We start from the raw sequence: 22,485 nt of genomic DNA on the forward strand, positions 1-22,485 counted from the left end.
TATGAAGACACTTGAAGTACATCAAATTGTTCAAAATATGAAAAATAGTTTGTTCAAACGATCAAACTCATTTTCTATTGGTATGCTTAAATCTCACTTCAGAGGAACGGGATTAAAGTTTAAGGAACATCAGGTGTATGTTCATGGTGATGATGTTCGTTTTATTGACTGGAAGATGGTCGCAAAAACAAATACTCCATATATTAAGACTTTTGAAGAAGAGAGAAATGTTGAGATTACAATTCTTTTAGATTGTAGTCCCGGTATGGTTATCGGACACAACGGAAAGTCTAAGCTTGCAGCAGCTTTTGAAATTATATCGTTACTTTATTTACTCTCAGAAAAAACACATGACTATATAGAAACAATTATTTGTTTGAATGATCGAGTCTTAAGAGTTCAAAAAAAGAGAGGAGAGGCAGGGCTCGTTGCGTTTGTTGACGCCTTGAGGAAAACGAATGTTATTAATCAAGCTGGAGAGATTGATGTTGAATATCTGGTTTCTCAAAAAGAAAGAAATTTCGCTAAATTTGATGCCGAACTAGTTCGTGAATTTTATAAGAAAAGAGAAGTCGTTATTCTAAGTGACTTTTATGAATTCTTATCTCCAGAAACCCTAAAGAGACTAACTGCACGTAAACATGTTCATGCTTTTCGTTTGCTCTGTCCCCTCGATACTTCTAATGAGTTTCGATTCTCTATTGTTGGACGTATCGCTGGTAAAGGTAGTGGTAAGGTTGATACGAGATTAAAAGGAAAGGCGGAAGTTTTAGATTTTGGATTTCGTTTGAAAGATATAAATGTAGGGGATCGCTATTTAGAAGACTTTGTTAAGGAGATGTTGTAGTGAAAGCACGTTTCTTTTATGCATTCTTTTCAATTTTATTAATTTGTATGTCATTTAGCTCCTTAGCTTTAGACACCAAAATTGAGATAAGTATTGATAGTGAGAGTAATGTTTGGAGTGTTGGTGAAATTAAAGACTTTAAGCTAACTATTTATCCAATAAATGACATAGTAGATGAAGATATAAAGGCTCATTTATTATCACGTGATTTTGCTGATATTATTAAAATATCAAAAGTTAATAAGCAGTATTTCTTAGCTGCTAATCCAGAATATTATATTATTGAAGCCAGTGGTGTACTTATTGCTACACCAAAAGATTCGTTTCCAAAAATCTGGGATTATCGAGGAATGGCCCTAGGGGTTACATTTTCAGACATTAGTTTTCAAGATACTACAATTAAACAACAGGATTTTTTTGTATTTAACAAAAAGCTAAACGAAAATAAATCGATTTTAGATTATTCAATTTATCTTCTTATCGTTCTTATGCTTCTTGGATTGGCTATATATGGTTATCTACAATTTTCAAAAAAAAGAAGAGTGCATCAAAATTGGCAAAAAAGAGTTTTAACTTTTAAAAGTGCTGATACACGTGAAAAGCATGAACTTATATATAGTGAGAAGGATTCTTTTTTTGAATTATTTGAAAACCGTGAAGCCTTTAAAAATTATTTGAATAAAGTAAATGAAGTTCAATATAAAAGAGCTTGGACACCTGAAGATGATGTAGCAATTGTAGCTCTCCATGAAAAAGCAAAGGAGAATATCGTTGTTAAGTAACTATATCTTTCATAATAAGTACTTATTCATCTTTGGAGTTATTGGCTTTCTTTTTTGGTGCGCTGATTTTTTTGCCATTTTTAAAAAAGGTGAACTTATCTTACCTCCTAAATATAGCTTAAAGAAAAAGCCGTCATTTCTAAGAGGGTTGCTGTTTCTAATGGCCATTGGTGCTTGGGCATTAATAAGCTTTTCATTAATGGGCCCAAAAACTCCAATGGGTAAAAGCAATGTGAAGAAAGAGATTAATGACATTTATTTTGTAGTCGACGTCTCTAGATCTATGTTGGCAGAGGACTTTCCGCCAAACCGCTTGGAAGCGGCAAAAGGGCAAATAAGAAAGTTCATTGAACTATCTCCTGTTGATCGCATCGGTATTATTATGTTTGGAGATAAAGTTTTTACACTAATTCCTGTGACTACTGATTTGAAATTAGTCGAACAATCGGTAGAACAAATTAATATTGGTTTTCTAGGCTCAGGCACAAATATTGGGGATGCCTTAGGGCTTGCACTAGCACGATCTGAAACTAGTGTTGCTGAAAACAAATCTATAATTTTACTAACTGATGGTAGTGCCAATGCCGGATTAATGTCACCGATGCAGGCAGCAGAAAAAGCTAAAGAGCTTGGCATTAAAATATACACAATTGGTATTGGTGGTGATCCTGATGCTAAACTACCAGTTGGTCGTGATGCATTTGGTAGAATGAGATATCAAAATATGCCTGGTCAAAGTATGGACTTTGAAACTTTGCAAAAAATAGCTGAGATGTCTGGTGGAAAAGATTTTGTTGCCTCTGATAATGAATCTTTGAATGAGGTACTTTCTGAAATTAATAAATTGGAAAGAAAGGGCCTTGAAATTAAAGGGCGAATTATTTATCAAGAGGACTATTACAAGTTCTTACTTGCTGGCGTTTTACTTTTGATATTAATTGAAAGTACTCGTAGATTATATTTAAGGGAAGTAGCATAATGGATTTCGTTAATACAAAGCTATTGATTATATCTATTATAGTAGTCGCTATATTTATATTTTTTCTTACCTTATTAAGAAAGAAATTTTTCAAGATTGTTAAACAAGTATGGAATTTTGATTCGCGTTTTATTTCCAAGCTATCTATGTTGTTATACGCGTTAGCATTTTTAGGTTTTGCCTTATCTTTAGGTGACTTAAGAGGGCCGGAGGAACTTGTTGAATCTAATATACCTAATCAACGTACACTTATTCTAATTGATAACTCGCAAAGTATGTTAGTTGAAGATATCAGACCTAATCGTATAGCTAAAGCTGCAATTATTGCTAAACATCTTGTGAAAAATGCATATGGGCACCAGATTGCATTAAGTGTCTTTTCTGACATACAAAGAAAAATTGTACCCTTTACTGATGATGTTGATATTTTAGAGTCACGTCTAGGAAGTATGCTGAGCGCAACACCAGAAGGTGGATCTAATGTGAGTCTTGCTCTTAAAGAAGCTTTTCAGTTTTTTAAAACGAGTGAAGGTTTTTCTAAAGGAAATATCCTCTTAATCACTGATGGTGAAGAGCATGGAAGTGTTGATGTTGAAATACCAGACGAAATCAGCCTTGCTATTATTGGCGTAGGAACTGAAGAAGGTGGAAAAATTCCAATGCGTGGAAAACGTGGAAACTTCTTCGGATATAAAAAGTTTAATGGTGTTGAAATTATATCAAAAATGAATAAGCAATTTTTTGAAGATTTAGTCGGTAAGTCAAAATATGCAAAAGTATGGTTTGTTGAATCATATAGTTTACCGACGCAAGAAATATTGGCTTTCTTTAAGGATGTACATTTAAATTCTTTTACAAAAGGAACTTTGAGGTCTAGGCCGGTTTTAGGATATTGGCTTATTGTTTCAAGTATCTTGTTGTATGTGTTTTCTGTATTACTTGGGCGCTTTAGAACTTTTAAACCAGCTGTCTTAGTTTTACTTATGTGTCTTTTTATTTTGCCTGAAATTAATACTTTTGCTCAGGACGATGAAGAAACTCCAGTTGATCCCTTACAGCAGGAACTTGTAGATAAAATGAGGGCCGGTAATATTTCTAAAGAAGAGAAGTTGAAACTGGCCGAGCTTTTTCTTAGGCAAAAAGAGGGGCAAAAGCAAGCTGCAGAAATTTATAATGAAACATTAAAGAATTATGAAGATGAAGCACCGGCAGATCTATTTAATTATGCAACTGCACTTTTGAAAGATAATCAATTCGTAGACTCTATTAATTTGTATAAGTACATATTGGAGAAGAACTCAAACAATAAAGAATTAGAGCAAGTCATTAAGGAGCAAATTAAGTTTGCCCTACAAAAGCAAAAACAAGACAAGCAGAAGAAGAAAGAAGAAGAAAAAAAGAAGCAACAAGAAAAGAAAGATAAAGAAAATAAGGATAATCAGGAAAATAACGAGAATAAAGATAATAATGATGACCAACAGAAAAAAGAAGGTCAACAAGACAATAAAGATCAAAAAGACAAGGGTCAAAAAGGAAAGGACTCTAAAAATAATAAGGACAATAAGAAATCAGACTCTTCAGATAAAAATAAAGATAAACAACAGTCTGAAGGTGATCAAAATAAAAATGAGAAGAAGAAACAAAAAACTCAGCAGCAACAATGGAAAGAACTTGAAGATCAAGCTAAGAAAAAGAAGCGTATGAGAAAGGCAAATGGTGTCTTCAAACAAATCATGAATGATGACTCTCAGTTGCAAAAGAAACTTTTTGATTCAACCTCAGATGGTAATAATCGTAAGGATTGGTAATGTTTAAGTATATAGTTTTATTTTTGTTAACATTTTCTTCGCTAGCACAAACGATAACAGCTAAGGTAAGTTCATCAGAAGTATCGTTAGAAGACTCTTTTAAGTTGATAATAAATTTTGAATATCAAGGAGAGACTGAACCATATGTTAATTTCAAGTTGAATAATGCTGAAATCGTATCTGATAATACGAACGATGCAAGCCGTCTTATGATAAAGGGTTACTTTGCTGGCGGTAAGATGGTTCAAAAGAAAGTTTATAACTATGTTTATGAGCTGAGGGCCATTAAAACAGGTTCTGCAGTTATTAGAGATATTAAAGTTGATTTCGGTGCCCAAGTTGTGAAACACAGATCATTAACTGTTAGAGTTCTTAGTCAAAGAGCAAGATTGCAAGATTATTTTGTACGTGCTGAAGTTGATAAGACACAGGCATATGTAGGTGAAAAGATCGACTTGGTTTATTACATTTACTTTAAAGGGCAGATTTCAAATCCTGAATTTGTAAAATTCCCTGTTCAAAAGAACTTTTTAAAAAGATTTGAATTACCAAGATCTTCGGTTGAAAGTGTAAGTATCCAGGGAGAAATTTATAAACGAGCCGCTTTGTATAAAAGTGTACTATATCCTGAAAAAGCAGGTGACTTATCGATAGATCCAGTTGAAATACGTTTTCAACATCCCGATTATACAAGTAGACGTGGGAATGCCTTTGGTATGTCCTTTACCTTTAGTACTGGTTCCGAAAAAACTAAAGTGTTAAGGAGTGATCGAGTTAAGATTAAGGCATTGCCTATACCTGTTGAAAATATGCCTAAATCATTTACTGGTCTAGTTGGTAAACATACTTTCAACCTAAGCCTGAATAAAAGTAAGATTGTCGTAAATGACGTACTTGAGGCACGTTTAGAAATTCGTGGTGATGGCGCTTTAGAGAAGTTTGATGCTCCTCGCTTGATAACATCAGATGCGTTTGAAGTTTTCGAAACAAGAGCAGAAATGATTGAACAAACAGCTTTAGTTAAAAATAAAGTTTTTGATTATACGTTTCTAGCGAAGAGGGCAGAGTTCGTATCGGAAAGGAAAATAGAACTATCTACATTTAACCCACTTACAGGCAATTTTGAAACGACAGAATTAACAATTGATCCATTGATTATCATAGGTTCCGGTTCTGCGGCTTCAAATATAGCTTCTGATGAGACTAAAGACGTTGTTAAGAAAGTTCAGCAGACAGCTCCTGCCGAAGTGAAGACTGTTGTTTCTGGAAATATTATGGCCCCTGTTTTTACGAATTCTAAGAAAAGGAATTTGTGGGACATTATTAATTACTCTTTAATCGGGATCGCCGCTTTTGTAATTGCACTAACAGCATTTCCTTACATTCGCTTCTTTGATAGAGACCCATTTAAGAATCTTAAAAGAGAATTTAACTATTCTAATATTTTTCACCATATCACGACATTTACACCAGATGTGCATGGTGATAGTTTAAATGATCGTATTAAGGGGATGAGAGTCTCTCCTGAGGCACGAAAGTACTTTAATGACTTGGTTGATAATGCTGGAAAAAATGAATACAAGGGAGCCAAGTTACCTCTTAAGTATAAAAAAGAATATTGGCAAGAATTAGCTAGAGCAAATAATGAAAATAATTAAAAGTTTAAAAGATATTGAATGTGATAACTTTGCTATAACCATAGGAAACTTTGATGGTGTACATCGAGGACATCAAAGAATTATTAAGCAAATTTATAGTGAGTGTAGCGAAGCTAATTTAAAGCTCGTTGTTATCACTTTCACTCCACATCCTGTAGAAATTCTTAACCCTAAAGAACACTATCTTATCAATAGTTATGAGGAAAGAAGAGAACTTCTATCTGAATTAAGTATTGATTATCTCCTTGAAATTGAATTTAATCGAGATCTTTCAATGAAAGAACCGGATGATTTTTTAAACGAATATATTTTCAATCACGTTGAACCACAAAGAATATACTTAGGACATGATTTTGCCTTTGGTGCTCAGAAAAAAGGGAACCATGAGTTTGTTAAGAAATTTTGTGCTGATAAAGTAACAGATGTTAATGTTCTATGCTCTTACGATGTTGAAGGGGATAAAGTATCAAGTACGATCGTACGAGAAGCACTATCTATCGGTGATGTTGAAAGCGTTGCTAAATATTTAGGGCGCGAATACTTTATTCGCGGACGAGTAATCAAAGGAGCAGGTCGAGGTCGTCAGATTGGAATTCCAACTGCGAATTTAGCACTTGATCGCTATCGTCGCTACCCTAAAAATGGTGTTTATATAACTAAAACGAAATTTGGTGAATCAACTTGGTTTTCTGTGACAAATATTGGCCACAATCCTACATTTACTAACGGTAATAACGTTTTTGTGGAAACACATATTTTAGATTTCGATAATGATATCTATGGAAATGAATTAGAAGTTTCTTTTGTAAAGAGGCTAAGAGATGAAAAAAAATTCTCTTCAGTTAATGAGCTTATTGAACAAATAAAGCTTGATGTAGAAAAGACTCGAGAATATTTTAATGCTTAAGCTTGGTTTACTGGGAAAAGATATTCAACACTCAAAGTCACCACAAATCTATGATGAATTATATAGTGGTCAGGTAGAATATAGTCTTTTAGATGTCTCTTCTGAAGATAAGATTCCTTGCCTTAAAGATATATTTAAAACGTTACAAGGCCTTTCGATTACAGCACCATACAAGAAACACTTTTTAAATGATGTAATTCTAGAAGAGAGTGTTCGAAAAATAGGGGCGATAAATTGTATTAAATTTGATGGTACACAATTTTATGGCACAAATACGGACTTCTTAGCGGCCAAGGAGATCATTTTAAATAATGCATATCATAAGAAAGATATCGTCATGCTTGGTGATGGCGCAATGACGGATATGTTTAAGGTCTTATTTGAAGAGCTAAATATTAGCTATCATCAATTTTCTAGGCGAAAAGATGGTGACCTTAATGCAGTTAAATACGAACAATATGTAGAACTAGATAATCTATTGATTATCAACTGTTGTGCTCGTCAATTTCAATTTAATTTATCGTTATCAACTAAGTCTATTTTCTGGGATATGAACTATTCCCATCCATTTCATCACTCTTTTCTGAGCAATAAACTCACTTATATAGATGGAAGTGAACTTCTTTACCTACAAGCCGTAGCAGCAAAAAAATTTTGGAACTTTACGTTATAATAGTAAATAAATAGTAAATAGTTAGTGTATCTAAGTATTCAATATTTAAAGAAACTAATCTTAGGATAACGTAAGGTGATAAGAAAAGAATTTCTAGAAGTCATTTCAAAAACGGGTATGGTACCAAGAAAAGATTTGGTGCCTTTGGCCGCAAATAAAAACCCAGGTGTTGTTTCAGAACTCGATTTGTTAAAGTTTAATTTCTTCGATGATATTAAATTTGCAAAAGCAATTGCAGAGTTAAGTGGGCTTACATATGTTGATCTCTCTGAAACTCGTGTTCCTGGCTCTACACTACAGTTGGTAAAAAAAGGTGTCGCAACAAAATTTCGAATCGTACCTTTAAAAAGACAGTCCGGTACTTTATCTTTAGCAATCTTTGATCCCTCTCTTGTGGAAATTAGAGCAGAGATTCAAAAAGAAATTCAATCAAACGTTGAGTTTGTTCTTACTTCATTATCAGCATGGAAAACTTTATATCAAAATATTCAAGCCTCTATTGATGAAATACTTGAGACGGTTAGAGAAGTTAGAACTGATCAAGCTACTGGTGACGATAATGTTAAAGAAGAAGATATCGGAGAAGATATTATTTCTTACGTAAATAAGGTACTCGCTGAAGCGTATATTAAAAAGGTTTCAGATATTCATGTTGAACCTTATGAAAATAATTTTAGAATTAGGTTTCGTTTAGATGGATCCTTACATGAATATGCAGCACCTCCAAAATCGATGCTTTTACCACTTGTCTCTAGAATGAAAATTCTTTCACAGTTAGATATTTCTGAAAGAAGAATCCCACAAGATGGGCGTATTAAGCTTGAAATTGATGGTAATCCAATTGACTACCGTGTTTCAACACTTCCAACATTGTTTGGAGAAAAGGTTGTAATGCGACTGCTAGATCAATCAAATCTACAGCTTGATATGACTAAGTTAGGTTTTGAAAAGAAACAGCTAGAAGTTTTCTTAGAAGGGATTAAGCAGCCATATGGAATGTGTCTTGTAACTGGACCAACAGGGTCTGGAAAAACGACGACTCTTTATTCAGCACTATCAGAACTTAATAATATAGAAAAAAATATTTCCACTGCAGAAGATCCTTGTGAATTCAACTTGGAAGGTATCAATCAGGTTAACGTTAGAAAAGATATTGGTTTAGACTTTGCAAGGGCCCTTAAGGCCTTTCTTAGACAAGACCCTGATATCATCATGGTTGGGGAGATTAGAGATCAAGAAGTTGGAGAGATTGCTATTGAGGCCGCTCTTACTGGCCACATGGTTCTTTCTACGCTTCACACCAATGATGCGCCTTCAACGGTAACTCGATTGTTAAATATGGGAATTGAACCATTTCTTGTAACTGGTGCGTTGAATGTTGTTGTTGCACAAAGGTTATGTAGAAAGATTTGTGAAAATTGTAAGACTATAGATGAAAGCGTAACTGTTGATCAGATTGTTGCATGTGGAGTTACTCCTAATTCTGCAAAGAACTTAAAAGTCTATCATGGTACAGGTTGTGAGTTTTGTGATGGGTCTGGATATAAGGGCCGTGTCGCAATCTATGAAGTTCTAGAAATGACTCCTGCTGCAAGGGACCTCGTTTTAAAGCATTGTTCTTCTGATGATTTGAAAAAACAGGCTATCGCTGACGGTATGAAAACTCTAAGAATGTCTGCATTAACCAAGGTTGCAGAGGGTGTCACAACTTTAGCGGAAGCAATTAAAAACTCAAGTGTTGATAAATTATAAAAATATAAATGGGTGATATAGATGAGTAGCGATAATACGCAAACAAAAACTAAAACCGAAACAAAAACAGGTGCTATCACGAGTGCGGAGTCTTTGAAGATTCAACAGTTATTTAAGCTGATGGTTGATAATGGTGGATCCGATTTGCACTTAACTCCTGGTACAGCTCCTGCAATGAGAGTCAACGGGGATATTGTAAGAGTTAAACTACCAGCCCTTGATGCATCCTCAAGTAAGTCACTTATCTATCAAATTCTTTCTGAAGAACAGAGAAATGAGTTTGAAAAGAATTTAGAGCTAGACCTTGCATTTGGGATAAAAGGCCTTGCACGTTTTAGAGCAAATATTTTTTATTCTAAAGGTGGAGTTGCGGCAGTATTTCGTTTGATTCCAAGTGCTGTTCCTGACTTTAAAGCACTTAACTTACCAAATGTTTTAATGGAAATGACTGATGTTTCAAATGGTTTATTTCTAGTTACTGGGCCTACTGGTTCTGGTAAGTCGACGACTCTTGCAGCTCTTATAAATCGATTAAATGAAATGGAGCCTGCGCATATTGTGACACTGGAAGATCCTGTTGAATTCGTCCATCCTCACAAAACGAGTATTGTAAACCAACGTGAAATTGGACGAGATACTCATTCATTTGAAAATGCTTTAAAAGGTCTCTTAAGACAAGATCCGGATATTGTTCTTGTCGGGGAGATGAGAGACGTTGAGACAATTGAAGCCGCTCTAACGATTGCGGAAACAGGACACTTGGTTTTTGGAACACTACACACTAACTCATGTGTGCAAACAATTAACCGTCTCGTTAACGTATTCCCTTCAGATCAACAGGATCAAGTTAGAACGCTACTTTCATTTGTTTTACAAGGTGTTGTTTCACAACAGCTTTTACCTAAGACATATGAACCAGGACGTGTCGCTTGTTTAGAAATTCTAAGACCTACACCGGCAATTAGAAATCTAATTCGTGAAGATAAGATGCATCAAATTTATTCTCAGATGCAGATTGGTCAAGATAAGACTGGTATGACGACAATGAATCAGTCAATTAAAAAACATGTTGATTCAGGGGCAATTGATGCAGAGACAGCAATGTCGTATTCAACGAATCCGGAAGAACTTGGGCCGCAACTAGGTCTTAAGGAGAGATAGAGTAAGATATGCCAATTTATAAATGGGAAGGACTAGATAAAAACGGAAAGAAGACCAACGGTCAAATACAGGCCAATGATGAGAAGGACGCTAAGAAAAGACTTCGCGCCCAAGGAAATCGTGTACGTAAAATTATTCCACCTTCGATCTTAGAATTTGATATTAACACATGGTTAATTGAAAAAGGTATTGGTTCTGCTTTCGGTGCAGCCGAGCTTATGAACTTTACAAAGCAATTGTCTATTATGATAAATGCAGGTGTACCTATTATTTTGGCGCTTGAGATTATTTATAAATCAGAGAAAAATCCTTCTTTAAAGAATGCTGTTAAAAATATTGCGACTGATGTTTCAGAAGGTAATACGCTAGCCGAAAGTATGCGTAAGCAACAAGGCTTTGATAACCTTTACTGTAACCTTGTTAAGGCCGGAGAGGTTGGAGGGATTCTAGATGAGATTCTTTCTAAACTAACAGAGCACTTAGAAAAGCAAGAGAAGATTAAAAAACAAATTAAATCAGCTATGAGTTATCCATTAATTGTTTCAGGTATTGGTGCTTTAGTAGTTTGGGGACTAATTACTTATGTTGTGCCTCAGTTTACTGGAATGCTTGCGGACACTGGACAAGAGCTCCCTTGGATTACTCAATTTGTAATTGATACTTCAGAATTTTTTGGTGAATACTCTGGCAAGATGATCCTAGGTGGAATAGCTTTATTAATTTTTCTAACTTACTTCATAAAAACACCTCAAGGAAAAATTGTATTTGATAAGTTTTCAATGAGTGTACCAGGCTTTGGTATTGTTATTATTAAGGGGAGTTTAGCACAGTTTTCAAGAACTCTTTCAACACTGCTTGGTTCAGGTGTAGCACTCATCGATGCCTTAGAAATTTGTGTTGAAACAATTGATAATAGTGTTATCTCTGGTGATATCAAAGAAGTAAGAAAGAAAGTTATTGAAGGTAAAACTCTTACTGAACCATTAACTAAGATTGACTACTTTCCAGAAATGGTTGCTCAGATGATTAAGGTTGGTGAGTCAACAGGGGCCATTGATCAAATGCTGGCAAAGATCTCTGTTGTTTTTGAAGATGAAGTTAATGATGCAATTACTGCAGCAACAAAAATGCTAGAACCTTTAGTTCTTGTCGTTCTTGGTGGAATTATTGGTGGTGTTCTTATAGCAATTTACTTACCAATGTTCATGTCAGCGGGGGCATAAATACTTAAATTGACAAAGATTAGAGGCAAAAAAGTAGTTAAAATTATTTATTGTTTTAAGATAAGGTGTTGATATTATTGGGATTTAATTTTTAACTTAAATATGCCGTAAAGTAGTTATAGGGCTGGTTAAATCTTAATTTTAGCTAAGTTCTTAAAGTTATTTAAATTAATCTATCTAAATTAGATTAACGAGGAGAAAAGACATGAAATTTACGAACGAGTTGAAAAACTCAAAAGGGTTTACCCTAGTTGAGTTGATGGTCGTTGTTGCCATCATCGGGATTCTATCTGCGGTAGCAATTCCAAACTTTAAAAAGTATCAAGCGAAAACGAAAACTTCTGAAGCGAAACTTCAGCTAGCTTCAATTTACTCAGCGATGACAGCTATCCAAACTGATTATGATGCCTTCGGTACATGTTTAGGTGATGCTGGTTATGTATCTCCAAATGGTGCATGGGATTCATCTACTCCAACTAGTGGAAGTAACTATTATTCAATCGGATTTAGTGCTGCTAACTCGACACCAAACCAAATTGTTAGAGATAACGGCGGAACTTGTCAGAATATCGAATTTGGGGCACCTGCATTTAAGAAGGTTGGTGGACAGAGAACAACTGTTGCTAACATTTCTACGATCGCTGTTTCAAACATGGGGAATGGTTCACAAACTGCTCCAGGTGTTGATGCTCAAGGTGGTTACTTTGTAGCTGGAGCAATTGGCTATATTGATACAGATAACATTACAACTGCTAGAGCTAGTAAATGGGCAATTGACCAAGACAAAGTACTTAGAGAGATTAATAAAGGTTACTAATCTATAATTTAATAATCTTGAAAATAGAAGGCCTCATTAATTTGAGGCCTTTTTTATTTCTTCTATTTTCTTAATTAAAACTTCTCGTTCTTTTATATCTTTAGTTCTATTCAATTGTAATTGAAGGAGTTGGAGGTGAGACTGTTTAGACTTACGTTTATTCTTAGCCTCTTCAATTAATCTTGGGAGAATTACAAAGTTTACAGCATAAGGTGTCTTTTGAATCTTTTGATACATTAATAGGGAATTGTCGTAATCTTTGAGTTGAAAGTGATAGTTAAAGGCGGCATTGTACATAAGTCTGTAATCGTTAGGAAAAACCTCTAAACCTCTATTGAATATTATCTCCGCTCCCAAAATATCATCTTTAATGATTGATAAGTAGATACCACCATGAAGATAATTTTCGTAAAACTCTCTATCTAAATCAGCAATTAGTTTAAACCTATAATATAGCCATGACTTCTCTTGATTCTTTACGTGTTCAATATCAGCGTCAAGAAGCGTTTTTGTCCAATAGTAGCTTGAAATAAAACGGTAGTTTCCAAATGAAACAATTTTTATAAAATCACTATTTAAAGTAGTAAATAACTCAGGATTAACTGGTTTTTTAAATGAGAGATTATAGTTAATTCCTATTAAAAGTATGAATAGGATCAAAGGAATCAATTTATTTGTAAGTTGTGTTTTCTTCATGAGCATATCTGATTATACTAATATTAAAAAAAATAAAAAGGCTTCTATGTTAATTTGTGAAAATATATCAAAATCATTTAAGAAAGATTTTTGGAATAAAGATTTTTTAGCATTACAAGATGTAACTTTTGAACTGAATGCTGGACGAATCGTTGGTTTTCTTGGTGCTAATGGTGCAGGAAAAACAACTCTAATCAAAATTATTCTTGGATTCATTAAGCCGAACACTGGTTCGGTTAAAATCTTGAATATTGATTGGACTGAAGATGAGGTAAGAAAGTTAATTGGTTATATGCCAGAGCGACCATACTATTATCAGAATTTAACAGGTTATGAGTTCTTAACCTATTGTGGAGAACTACAAGAAATTGAGAACGAAGAGATTGAGAAAAATATTGAAAAATGGGCGACTAAGTTAGAGATTAAATTCGCTTTAGACAGGAAGATTAAAGGCTATTCTAAAGGGATGTTACAACGACTAGGTTTTGTCTCAGTACTTTTACATAATCCAAGACTTATTATATTAGATGAGCCACTTTCAGGCTTAGATCCAATCGGACGTAAAGAATTTAAAGACGTTATTAAAGAGGTTAATGAAGAGGGTGTTGGTGTATTCTTTTCTTCACATATTGTGAATGATGTCGAAGAAGTTTGCCACGATGTTGTTGTTCTAGAGAGTGGCAAGATCATTTATAACGGGCCGATTAAAGAATTAGTATCACAAAATACAAGTAATAAATTTATCATTAAGTACAATGATGGAGATAAGGATCATGAATTAGTGGTAGATGAAGATCTGAAAGATCAAAAAATCTTAGAATTAATTGAAGCTGGATCAAATGTTTTAAAACTAAATAGAGAAAGCTCGTCGTTAGAAGAAATAGTGTATCGGTTAAACAAATGAAGAATATATTAACAATCGCAAAGTTTACATTTAAAGATATTGTTAAGAGTAGAGTGCTCTATCTTACTTTTTGGATTGCTCTTTTTATCTTAACTTTAAGTTATATAACTTCAGAATTCTCTTATGGAAACGTTTTAAGAATTTCAATAGACTTTGGTTTAGGGGGAGCTTCATTGGCAGCAAATATTCTTGCAATTTTTGTTGGTGTAAATGTTTTGTCAGATGAAATTGAATCGCGAACTATATATATAACCTTGTCTCGACCTATTTCGAGAGTTAAGTTTTTACTTGGTAAAATCTTAGGAGTCTCGTCTATTCTTGTTTTAAGCTCATTTGTAATATTTGGAACTTCGTTAATAGTTTACTTATTACGTGGTGGTGCTCTTGATGGAGTTATAATTAATTCACTATTCCTAGGAATATTAGAGTCAATTTTACTTTTCTTGATTGTGCTTTTCTTTAGTTTAATAACTTCACGTGCACTAAGTGTTATCAATACTGTCGTTATTTATTTTGTTGGACATGCAATAACTCATATTTCAAGTTTATCTTTTGTAAAGGATAGAGAAGGACTTGAACTAATACTGCGAATATATAAAGCAGTACTCCCAGATTTAAACTTATTAAATTATAAGCCATTCGTATTTAATTCAAATCTTGTGTCAAATCAAAATATCATGAATAGTTATTTATATGGGCTTGCTTATATTTTAGTGCTTTCTTTTATAAATGCATACGTATTCAAAAATAAAGAGCTTAGCTAATGATATTACTATTTAAAATATATGCGTTTATCTTTGGAGCAATGATAGGAAGTTTTCTAAATGTTCTCATTTTGAGACTACCTACTAATGAAAAGTTTTTTATCGATCGGTCACGTTGTCCAAAATGTGGCTTTCAACTTAAGTGGTTTCACAATATTCCAATTTTAAGCTTCATTGGCTTAAGAGGGAAGTGTGCTAACTGTAAGACGAATATTAGTTTTCAATATCCAGTTATCGAGTTACTTACGGCAACTATATCGTTATTTCTATTTGGAGGCGAAATAAGTCTTCATGGATTAACTTCTTATTTATTCTTTTTTACTGTTGCTTGTTGCCTCCTTGTTCATTTTGTCATTGATGTACGTCATCAAATATTACCAGATGTAATTAATGTATATTTGGGAATAATCTTTTTTATCCATGTCGTATTTTTTTATAATTGGAAGCACTGGGTTCTAGGTGGATTAATTGGATTTTTAGTACCTTACTTAATTACTTACCTATTTTATAAAATTAAAGGTGTCATCGGCCTGGGTGGAGGTGATATAAAGCTGTTTGGTGTTCTCGGAATTTATCTTGGTCCATTAGGAATTATTCATAATATGCTCTTTTCATGTATACTAGGAAGTTTGCTAATGATGCCTTTATTACTTTTCAAAGTTATTAAAAGAGACCAGGCAATAGCATTTGGGCCATTTATTATTATTGTGGCCGTTATTCAAATCTACTTTCCAAGTACCTTTAAAATGATGCTGGGCGCATTGTTGTTTTAAATAACTTCTTGAAATGACTGGACTGTGCAGAGTATAATAAAATAATACTTTGATAGGTCACGGATGAAGAAGAATATTGATATACAGGATGTTATATTTAAAATTAGGGAAGCTTTAGGTTTAGTTCCTAAAGAACTTATTGGTGTTGACATTGGTCAAAGCTCAGTAAAAGTCTCTAAAATAGTTACCAAGAATGATACTTATAAATTAGTTAAGTATGCATCTGTTCCACTTCCGGAAGCTGCAATCATAGAAGATGAAATTCAAGATGAAGAAGCTCTAAAAGAAGCTTTAAAAGAAGCTTTTAAAGAAGCGAAAGTCACAGAGCCCTATATTTGCCTTGGTCTATCTGGGCCTAATACAGTAATTAAAAAATTACAATTGGCCGGTGGAGATGATGAAGAACTTGAAGATCAAGTAATTTGGGAAGCAGAGCAATACCTCCCATTTCCGGTTGAGGACTGTAATATCGATTGGTATGTCATCGGTGAAAACATGGGTGGTGGTCTTGATGTTATTGTTTGTGCGGTAAAGAAAGATGTCCTTGAATCATTCAAAACAATAATTGAATCCTTAGGTAAGATCGTAAAAGTCGTTGATTTGTGCTCTATTGCGATTACTAATATCTACGAGCTAGCTTCTGAAGAGGATTTATCATCAGATATTGATGATGAGTCAGAAGATGAAATATTTGAAAATACTTCAAGTACAGATATAAATAAAATTCTAATTCCATCGACATTGCTAATTGATATTGGTTCTCAGGCAACTGTTTTTATCGTCCTTAAAAAAGGTATTCCAGTCTTTGTCAAAGAAATCATTATTGGTGGCGCGAGTATTACAGAAGAGATTCAGAGACAATTAGGGGTAACATTTCAAGAAGCGGAAGACTTAAAGAAGATGTCATCTGGTGAAGGTGTTCCTGATGATGTGTTAATGATTATTAATGAGATTAATGGAACTCTTGTTAACGAACTAAAAAAAGCTCATGACTTTTATATTAATGCAACGTCTGATGATTCTTTAAAGAATATTACAGTAACTGGCGGTTCAGTGCGATTACCTAATTTGCTTGAGGAAATCCGATCATCTTTTGGTGTTGATGTTAATGTATTGAATCCATTTAATGAAATCGAATTTAATGAAAATGATTTCGATGATGATGAATTAAATGATATGGCCCACGAAGGTGTTGTTTCATTTGGATTGGCCCTTAGGGAGTTTCCAAAATGATAGAAATAAACTTATTAGAAAAAAAGAAACCTTTAGAGCTACCAGTAATTCTTGGTGTTGATTTTAATAAGGTAAATAAGAAATCGCTTCTTATTGGTTATGCTGTTTATTACGGACTTACATCTGTTCTAATTCCAGGTTTTAAAAATAAAAATCAAGATGTACGTGATGAGATTGTTCAGCAAAAGGCAGTCTTTAACAGACTAAAAAAAGAAGTTGATTCATTTGGTTCTTTAACTGAAGTTATGGATGCTTTTACAAAAAGAATTGAAGAGTTAAAAAGTAGAGAAGCACTTGTAGCGCAAGTTATGTCTAATAAATCTAACCCATATAAAGTACTAAGAGGACTTTCGGGATCATTGAATGATGATATTTGGTTTAACTCTCTAACAATTGACGACAAAAAAGTTATCAAGATTGATGGGGAATCAATATCTTTTTCATCGGTCGGGGACTTTATTAACAACGTTAAAGAACTTGAGTATTTCATACCAAGAAATGGCTACTCTTCTGAAACATTTGGTATGAAAGAACTTAAAGAAACTTCAGATCAGCTTTACGGTGAAAGTGTTACATTACAAAGTTTTTCAATTGAAGGGAAAATCCAATCATATGGAGATCTTGAGTAATGCTATCTCTAATTAATAAGCTATATTTAATCTTAATCGTTTGGGGCGCATTCCAGGCTTATGAAGCGTACAACGAAGTTGAAATTGAAAGAGCAAGTCTTCAAGAAGAAGTTAATATTGTAAACGGTAGAATTAGTAAGAAGAAAAAAGAATTAAAAAAACTTAAGGATTACGAAAGAGACGTTGAGCAAAAGAAAGAAGAGATTGAAATAGTTGCTCAAAAACTTGAAGAGACACAAAGACGTCTACCTAAAGATATTAGTGATAATGAAAGTATTAACTTAATCAAAAAGCTCGGGGAAAGCTTAAAGATCAAAGATGTACAAATTAATCCAAGCGGACAAGAAGAAAATGGATTCTATATTACGAAATATTATACATTTTCAGGGAAAGGGACATATCTACAATTCTTACTTTTACTAGAAAACATTTCTAAACAAGAAAGAATTTTAAATGTTAGAGATATTAATTTAAGTAAAATTACAAAAACAAATAAGTCTCGTTACGAAATAATTAATCTATACGCTACGATTGAGAGTTATATTTATAATCAAAACCATAGAGAAAAGCGTGGTATTGAAGAAATTGAGCAGAAACTTAAACAAGAACAATCTAAAAAACCTGCGAGAAAGAAAAGAACTAGGAATAAGAATTGAAAAATCAGAGCAAATTAATATTAGCATGCTTATTTTGTTTCTTAGCAATAGGACAAGCGCCTGTTGAACTAGGTTCCGGAAGAAATATTAGAGACCCGTTTAAAGTTAAATATAAGAAAAAAATGGGAAACAAAAAAGCGAGAAGAGAAAAGTTTACTGGTTTCTCTAATAAGCTTACGACAGATCATCTTCGTATTGATCGATTAAGAGTTACAGGTATCTTTTTAGGTAAAGATCCACGAGCGATTATAAAACAAGTTGAAGAAGAAGGATTATCTCAAGCTGTAATCATAAAAGAAGGTATGAAAATCGGCCCAGATCAAGTTGAGGTTAAAGCAATTCTACCTGGTGGGGTAGTATTAGTTGAGAAAATTATTAATGTATACGATGAAGAAGAGTACTTGGAAACAATACTTCCTTTATCAGAGTAGTTCATAATACTTTTATAAAATTCAATTTGTGATATCATAAAAATATAATAATTTTACTTAGGAAGAGTAAAAATGAAAAAAATAGTTATTGCAGTATCAATTCTATACTCATTTCTTGCACTATCAGCAAATTTAACAAAAATTGATTTTCAACAGAAAGACGATTTAAGTTATTTGAATTTCAATTTTGATAAGAACGATTTCAAAATTAAAAAGTTCCAAGTCGTTAAAGACAAACAAGTCATTATTGATATTGAAAATACAGTATCCACTCAAAGAGTTCTTAGAGCTTTTGATACTTCTGAATTTTCAGGTTCGGTAGTATTTGTTTCTGCTTTTAAGGCTCCAGGGAAGTCTCAAGATATTAGAGTCGTCGTACAATTAAGAGATAATGTTCGCTCTAAACTTCAAACTTCAGGAAACCTTGCAAGTATCATTTTTGAAAATCGTTACGGAGCATTTGCTAGTTCTAAAGAGGAAGAAGGTGCTTTAACAACAGCTGAAGAAAAGAAGAGTCAAAGACTTCTAAAGCCAAAATCTAAAAGCATGGAAGATATCTTAGAAAACTTAACTCTTTCAGGGCAAAAAAAGTATGTTGGTAATAAGATTTCCTTGAATGTTAAGGATATGAAGATCAATGATATTCTTGATCTTATTGCGGATGCCTCAGGTTTCAACGTTATTATGACAAATGATGTTGCTGAGTTAAAACCATTATCACTTAACTTAGTAAATGTTCCATGGGATCAGGCACTCGATACAGTTTTATCTATTAATAAGTTAGTAGCAGAAAAAAATGGTGCAATTCTAACGATTAAGACACTTGCTCAAGCAACAGAAGAGAAAAGAAAAGAAAGAGAAGCTACGCAAATCAAAGAAGTAGCAGAACCTCTCGTAACTAAAGTACTTCCTATCTCTTATTCTAAAGCTAAAGACTTAACGACTCTTTTAAAGGACTATGTTACTCCTGCAAGAGGTTCTTTAATTGCTGATGAAAGAACTAATAATTTAATCATTAATGATACTCTTGAGACGACAGAAAAAATTGCAAAGATCGTTGATATTCTAGATCGTCAAACTCCACAGGTTCTTATTGAATCAAAAATTGTTGAAGTTAACGAAGGTTATCAAAAACAAATTGGTCTGCAGAATGGACTCAATTTTGGATATGACCCAATTGGACAAATACCAACTTCTACAGATTTAACAGGTTCGGCCAGTTCGACTAGTATTTCTGGTCCAGGGCTAAGCTTTTCAAGTGCTCCAACAACTGGTGAGAACACAAGGAACTTACTTGGTGTTACAATCTCAAGATTTGGACGCTTATTTGATTTAAATTTTCAGTTACAACTTTTAGAAAGTGAATCAAAAGGTAAGATCATTGCTTCTCCTCGAGTTGTAACTAAACATAACGTAAAAGCAGAAATTATTTCGACAGACACAACTTCTTTTGAAGAAAGAGAAGGGACTGGTGAAGATATTACAATTACATTCAAAGAGACAACTGCCGAGCTAAGTTTGGCCGTTACTCCTCAGGTTGCTAATGATGGGGCAATTGATTTAATTGTCGAACTATCTAAAGAGCAATTTGGTACTGCACCAGCAGCGGGAGCACCACCTGATAAAACTAAAAGACAGGTAAAGACAAATGTACTTGTTGAAAATGGATCAACAATTGTTCTAGGTGGACTTTATAGTTATTCTAAAATTGAATCACATTCTGGTGTTCCTTATTTAAAGGATGTACCTATTGTCGGTTGGCTATTTAGAACTCCGTATAATCCACAGGTAAGTAAAACAGAACTTGTTATTTTCATTACACCGAGAGTTATTAATCAAGAACGTGCAGGTTTAACAAGTAGCTTGTAGATGAAAAATTACAATAATCTAATCACAAAATATAAAAGTCAATTGGAGAAAGACCCTCGATCGAAGGTCTTTGCTCCTTTGGCCGAAATATACAGAAAAGTTGGAATGAATGATGAAGCATTAGCTTTACTTAAAAGAGGACTAATTCATCATCCTAACTTCTCTGCTGCTATTATTGTTTATGGCCAGCTATTATTAGAGAGGGAAGAGATTGAAGAAGCTTACACTGTATTAAAGCCACAACTTTCTATTAATGGCGATAATATTAAGTTTCTTAAACTTTTTGCTCATTCTTGTTTTAAACAGAATTTGATCCTTGAGGCCCTAAATACATATAAAAGAGTTCTTTTTATTTCACCTAAGGATACTGAAGCAACTGAGTTTATTGTAAAATATGATAATTTTGACAGTATTGAAAATGAAGATCTAACTCAAAAAACTTTTGATATATCGAATTTAGATGATGAAATAGAAAGTTGGAGTACCTTAAGTTTAGTTCCACAAGTTAAAGAAGAGCCAGTCGTTGAAGATAAACCTAAGAGTGAACCAGGACAAATCTTTAGCCATACTCTAGTTGACCTTTATCTAAAACAAGGCGCAAAACAAAAGGCGATAGAAGTTCTTAACAGTGCGCTAGCTGAAAATCCTGAAGATCAACGTATCCAAGATAGACTACTTGAGCTTGAGGGACAAGACGAGATCAGTGAGAGTAAGGGCCGTGAAGACTTAATGGCCGCTTTTGAATCGACAGCTAAGAAATTAGAGCAAAAACCAAAAGTAGAACTGGAAAAACTGACAATGGCCTTTGAGCTATTCGAATCATACTTAAAGAAAAGAAGCAGCGAAGTTTTAAATGGATAAATTCTTAGTCATTAATGGTCCTAATTTAAATTTATTAGGAAAAAGAGAACCATCTATCTATGGCACACTTGATCTTGATGCCATTGAAAAGTACACCAATGAAAAACTCGGGCAGTTCGGGCATAAAGTTGATGTTGAATGGTTCCAATCTAATGGTGAGCAAGAGATCATTGAAAAAATACATGCTGCGTCAGAAAGTGATATTAAAGCGCTGATTATCAACCCAGCAGCTTTCTCTCATACTAGTATTGCTATTTTAGACGCCTTGCGCGTGATGAAATGCCCAGTAATTGAAGTACATCTTTCAAACACAAACCTAAGAGAGGAGTTTAGAAAGAATAAAATTACTGCAAAATCTTCGACAGCTGTGATAGAAGGTTTAAAAGAAAAAGGTTACTTCCTAGCAATATTATCGCAATTAATTTAAAGGGTTTTTATGGAAATATCGACAAACGACTTTAGGAAAGGTTTAAAACTAGAAATCGATGGCAAACCATATGTTTGTATTAAATGTGACTTCACTAACCCAGGTAAAGGTTCAGCTTTTTATAAGTTAAGAATCAAAAACCTAGAAACAGGTGCAGTTATTGAAAGAACTTTCAAGTCTGGTGTAGCAACTGGTGCTCTTAAGCCAGATCTAGAAGAAAAAGAAGTAGAGTATTTATACAATGATCCTGATGGATTTAACTTCATGGACCAATCGTCTTTTGAAACAATTCACGTTGCAACTGAATACATTGATGATGCTGCTAACTACCTACAAGAAGGTATTAAAGTAGGACTATTATATTATAAAGGTAAACCAATTTCGATTGAACTTCCTAACTTTGTTGAGTTATCTGTAACTGAAACAGACCCAGGTCTTAAGGGTGATACAGCTCAAGGTGGATTAAAGAAGGCAATTATGGAAACAGGTCTTCAAGTTAACGTTCCACTATTTATCAAAGAGGGGGAAATCCTAAAAATTGATACAAGAACTGGTGATTACGTCGAGCGTGTAAACAAATAATTTCTTAAATATAAAGGCCCTTTTAAAGGGCCTTTTTCTTATCTCTAATCCAT

23 protein-coding genes are annotated in these 22,485 nt (G+C 33.7%); 22 read left to right on the forward strand and 1 reads right to left on the reverse strand.

What is annotated here, in order from left to right:
- The first annotated feature begins 1 nt into the window (after position 1).
- The 11 genes from ACMAYX_RS14530 to ACMAYX_RS14580 all read left to right on the forward strand — a co-directional run bounded on the left by ACMAYX_RS14530 (position 2) and on the right by ACMAYX_RS14580 (position 12,607).
- Positions 2–847, forward strand: a complete 846-nt coding sequence (locus tag ACMAYX_RS14530; protein ID WP_103218480.1) for a DUF58 domain-containing protein — start codon at positions 2–4, stop codon at positions 845–847.
- Positions 847–1,629 carry a hypothetical protein gene (locus tag ACMAYX_RS14535; protein ID WP_412472106.1) on the forward strand — a complete coding sequence of 261 codons (783 nt, stop codon included), beginning with the start codon at positions 847–849 and terminating at the stop codon, positions 1,627–1,629. Before ACMAYX_RS14530 ends, ACMAYX_RS14535 begins: the two co-directional genes overlap by 1 nt.
- Positions 1,595–2,608 carry a VWA domain-containing protein gene (locus tag ACMAYX_RS14540; protein ID WP_392993800.1) on the forward strand — a complete coding sequence of 338 codons (1,014 nt, stop codon included), beginning with the start codon at positions 1,595–1,597 and terminating at the stop codon, positions 2,606–2,608. Before ACMAYX_RS14535 ends, ACMAYX_RS14540 begins: the two co-directional genes overlap by 35 nt.
- A complete protein-coding gene (locus ACMAYX_RS14545) occupies positions 2,608–4,416 on the forward strand; it encodes a vWA domain-containing protein (RefSeq protein ID WP_412472107.1) in 1,809 nt (602 codons plus the stop codon). Before ACMAYX_RS14540 ends, ACMAYX_RS14545 begins: the two co-directional genes overlap by 1 nt.
- Positions 4,416–6,074 carry a BatD family protein gene (locus ACMAYX_RS14550; RefSeq protein WP_412463551.1) on the forward strand — a complete coding sequence of 553 codons (1,659 nt, stop codon included), beginning with the start codon at positions 4,416–4,418 and terminating at the stop codon, positions 6,072–6,074. The genes ACMAYX_RS14545 and ACMAYX_RS14550 overlap by 1 nt, the downstream gene beginning before the upstream one ends.
- Positions 6,061–6,981, forward strand: a complete 921-nt coding sequence (locus ACMAYX_RS14555) for a bifunctional riboflavin kinase/FAD synthetase (RefSeq protein WP_412472108.1) — start codon at positions 6,061–6,063, stop codon at positions 6,979–6,981. Before ACMAYX_RS14550 ends, ACMAYX_RS14555 begins: the two co-directional genes overlap by 14 nt.
- The gene (locus ACMAYX_RS14560) at positions 6,974–7,654 is read left to right on the forward strand and encodes a hypothetical protein (protein ID WP_412470434.1); all 681 of its coding nucleotides are present in this window, start codon (positions 6,974–6,976) and stop codon (positions 7,652–7,654) included. The genes ACMAYX_RS14555 and ACMAYX_RS14560 overlap by 8 nt, the downstream gene beginning before the upstream one ends.
- Before the next feature lie 75 nt (positions 7,655–7,729).
- Positions 7,730–9,406, forward strand: coding sequence for a GspE/PulE family protein (locus ACMAYX_RS14565; protein WP_199177555.1), 1,677 nt, complete (start codon positions 7,730–7,732; stop codon positions 9,404–9,406).
- A gap of 21 nt (positions 9,407–9,427) precedes the next feature.
- Entirely contained in the window at positions 9,428–10,567 is a 1,140-nt protein-coding gene (locus ACMAYX_RS14570) for a type IV pilus twitching motility protein PilT (RefSeq protein WP_392993792.1), read from the forward strand.
- Positions 10,568–10,575: 8 nt separating this feature from the next.
- Positions 10,576–11,790 carry a type II secretion system F family protein gene (locus ACMAYX_RS14575; RefSeq protein WP_103218472.1) on the forward strand — a complete coding sequence of 405 codons (1,215 nt, stop codon included), beginning with the start codon at positions 10,576–10,578 and terminating at the stop codon, positions 11,788–11,790.
- A 205-nt stretch (positions 11,791–11,995) separates the two neighbouring features.
- Positions 11,996–12,607, forward strand: a complete 612-nt coding sequence (locus tag ACMAYX_RS14580; protein WP_103218471.1) for a type IV pilin protein — start codon at positions 11,996–11,998, stop codon at positions 12,605–12,607.
- A 36-nt stretch (positions 12,608–12,643) separates the two neighbouring features.
- On the opposite strand, the gene ACMAYX_RS14585 is transcribed toward ACMAYX_RS14580, so the two are convergent.
- Positions 12,644–13,303: a hypothetical protein gene (locus ACMAYX_RS14585; protein WP_412472109.1), complete on the reverse strand. Its 660-nt coding sequence runs from the start codon at positions 13,301–13,303 to the stop codon at positions 12,644–12,646.
- Between the two features lie 46 nt (positions 13,304–13,349).
- Here ACMAYX_RS14585 and ACMAYX_RS14590 point away from each other — a divergent pair, with 46 nt between their 5' ends.
- The 11 genes from ACMAYX_RS14590 to efp all read left to right on the forward strand — a co-directional run bounded on the left by ACMAYX_RS14590 (position 13,350) and on the right by efp (position 22,432).
- Positions 13,350–14,207 (forward strand): ABC transporter ATP-binding protein, encoded by an 858-nt coding sequence (locus ACMAYX_RS14590; protein WP_412472110.1) that lies wholly within the window; start codon positions 13,350–13,352, stop codon positions 14,205–14,207.
- On the forward strand, positions 14,204–14,971 hold the full coding sequence (locus tag ACMAYX_RS14595) for an ABC transporter permease (RefSeq protein ID WP_103218468.1): 768 nt from the start codon (positions 14,204–14,206) through the stop codon (positions 14,969–14,971). The genes ACMAYX_RS14590 and ACMAYX_RS14595 overlap by 4 nt, the downstream gene beginning before the upstream one ends.
- Positions 14,971–15,744, forward strand: a complete 774-nt coding sequence (locus ACMAYX_RS14600; RefSeq protein WP_412470430.1) for a prepilin peptidase — start codon at positions 14,971–14,973, stop codon at positions 15,742–15,744. The genes ACMAYX_RS14595 and ACMAYX_RS14600 overlap by 1 nt, the downstream gene beginning before the upstream one ends.
- A 63-nt stretch (positions 15,745–15,807) precedes the next feature.
- On the forward strand, positions 15,808–16,977 hold the full coding sequence (pilM, locus tag ACMAYX_RS14605; protein ID WP_392993784.1) for a type IV pilus assembly protein PilM: 1,170 nt from the start codon (positions 15,808–15,810) through the stop codon (positions 16,975–16,977).
- Positions 16,974–17,606 carry a PilN domain-containing protein gene (locus tag ACMAYX_RS14610; RefSeq protein WP_103218465.1) on the forward strand — a complete coding sequence of 211 codons (633 nt, stop codon included), beginning with the start codon at positions 16,974–16,976 and terminating at the stop codon, positions 17,604–17,606. Before pilM ends, ACMAYX_RS14610 begins: the two co-directional genes overlap by 4 nt.
- Entirely contained in the window at positions 17,606–18,262 is a 657-nt protein-coding gene (pilO, locus tag ACMAYX_RS14615; RefSeq protein WP_103218464.1) for a type 4a pilus biogenesis protein PilO, read from the forward strand. Before ACMAYX_RS14610 ends, pilO begins: the two co-directional genes overlap by 1 nt.
- Complete coding sequence (locus ACMAYX_RS14620; protein WP_103218463.1) at positions 18,259–18,693, forward strand: hypothetical protein; 435 nt, start codon at positions 18,259–18,261, stop codon at positions 18,691–18,693. Before pilO ends, ACMAYX_RS14620 begins: the two co-directional genes overlap by 4 nt.
- Before the next feature lie 72 nt (positions 18,694–18,765).
- The gene (gene pilQ, locus ACMAYX_RS14625; protein ID WP_103218462.1) at positions 18,766–20,562 is read left to right on the forward strand and encodes a type IV pilus secretin PilQ; all 1,797 of its coding nucleotides are present in this window, start codon (positions 18,766–18,768) and stop codon (positions 20,560–20,562) included.
- The gene (locus ACMAYX_RS14630; protein ID WP_412463558.1) at positions 20,563–21,423 is read left to right on the forward strand and encodes a tetratricopeptide repeat protein; all 861 of its coding nucleotides are present in this window, start codon (positions 20,563–20,565) and stop codon (positions 21,421–21,423) included.
- Entirely contained in the window at positions 21,416–21,850 is a 435-nt protein-coding gene (locus ACMAYX_RS14635; protein ID WP_103218460.1) for a type II 3-dehydroquinate dehydratase, read from the forward strand. Before ACMAYX_RS14630 ends, ACMAYX_RS14635 begins: the two co-directional genes overlap by 8 nt.
- A 9-nt stretch (positions 21,851–21,859) precedes the next feature.
- Entirely contained in the window at positions 21,860–22,432 is a 573-nt protein-coding gene (gene efp / locus ACMAYX_RS14640) for an elongation factor P (protein WP_103218459.1), read from the forward strand.
- Positions 22,433–22,485: the final 53 nt, after the last annotated feature.

This window comes from Halobacteriovorax sp. RT-2-3 (assembly GCF_047085075.1).
GTDB lineage: Bacteria > Bdellovibrionota > Bacteriovoracia > Bacteriovoracales > Bacteriovoracaceae > Halobacteriovorax_A.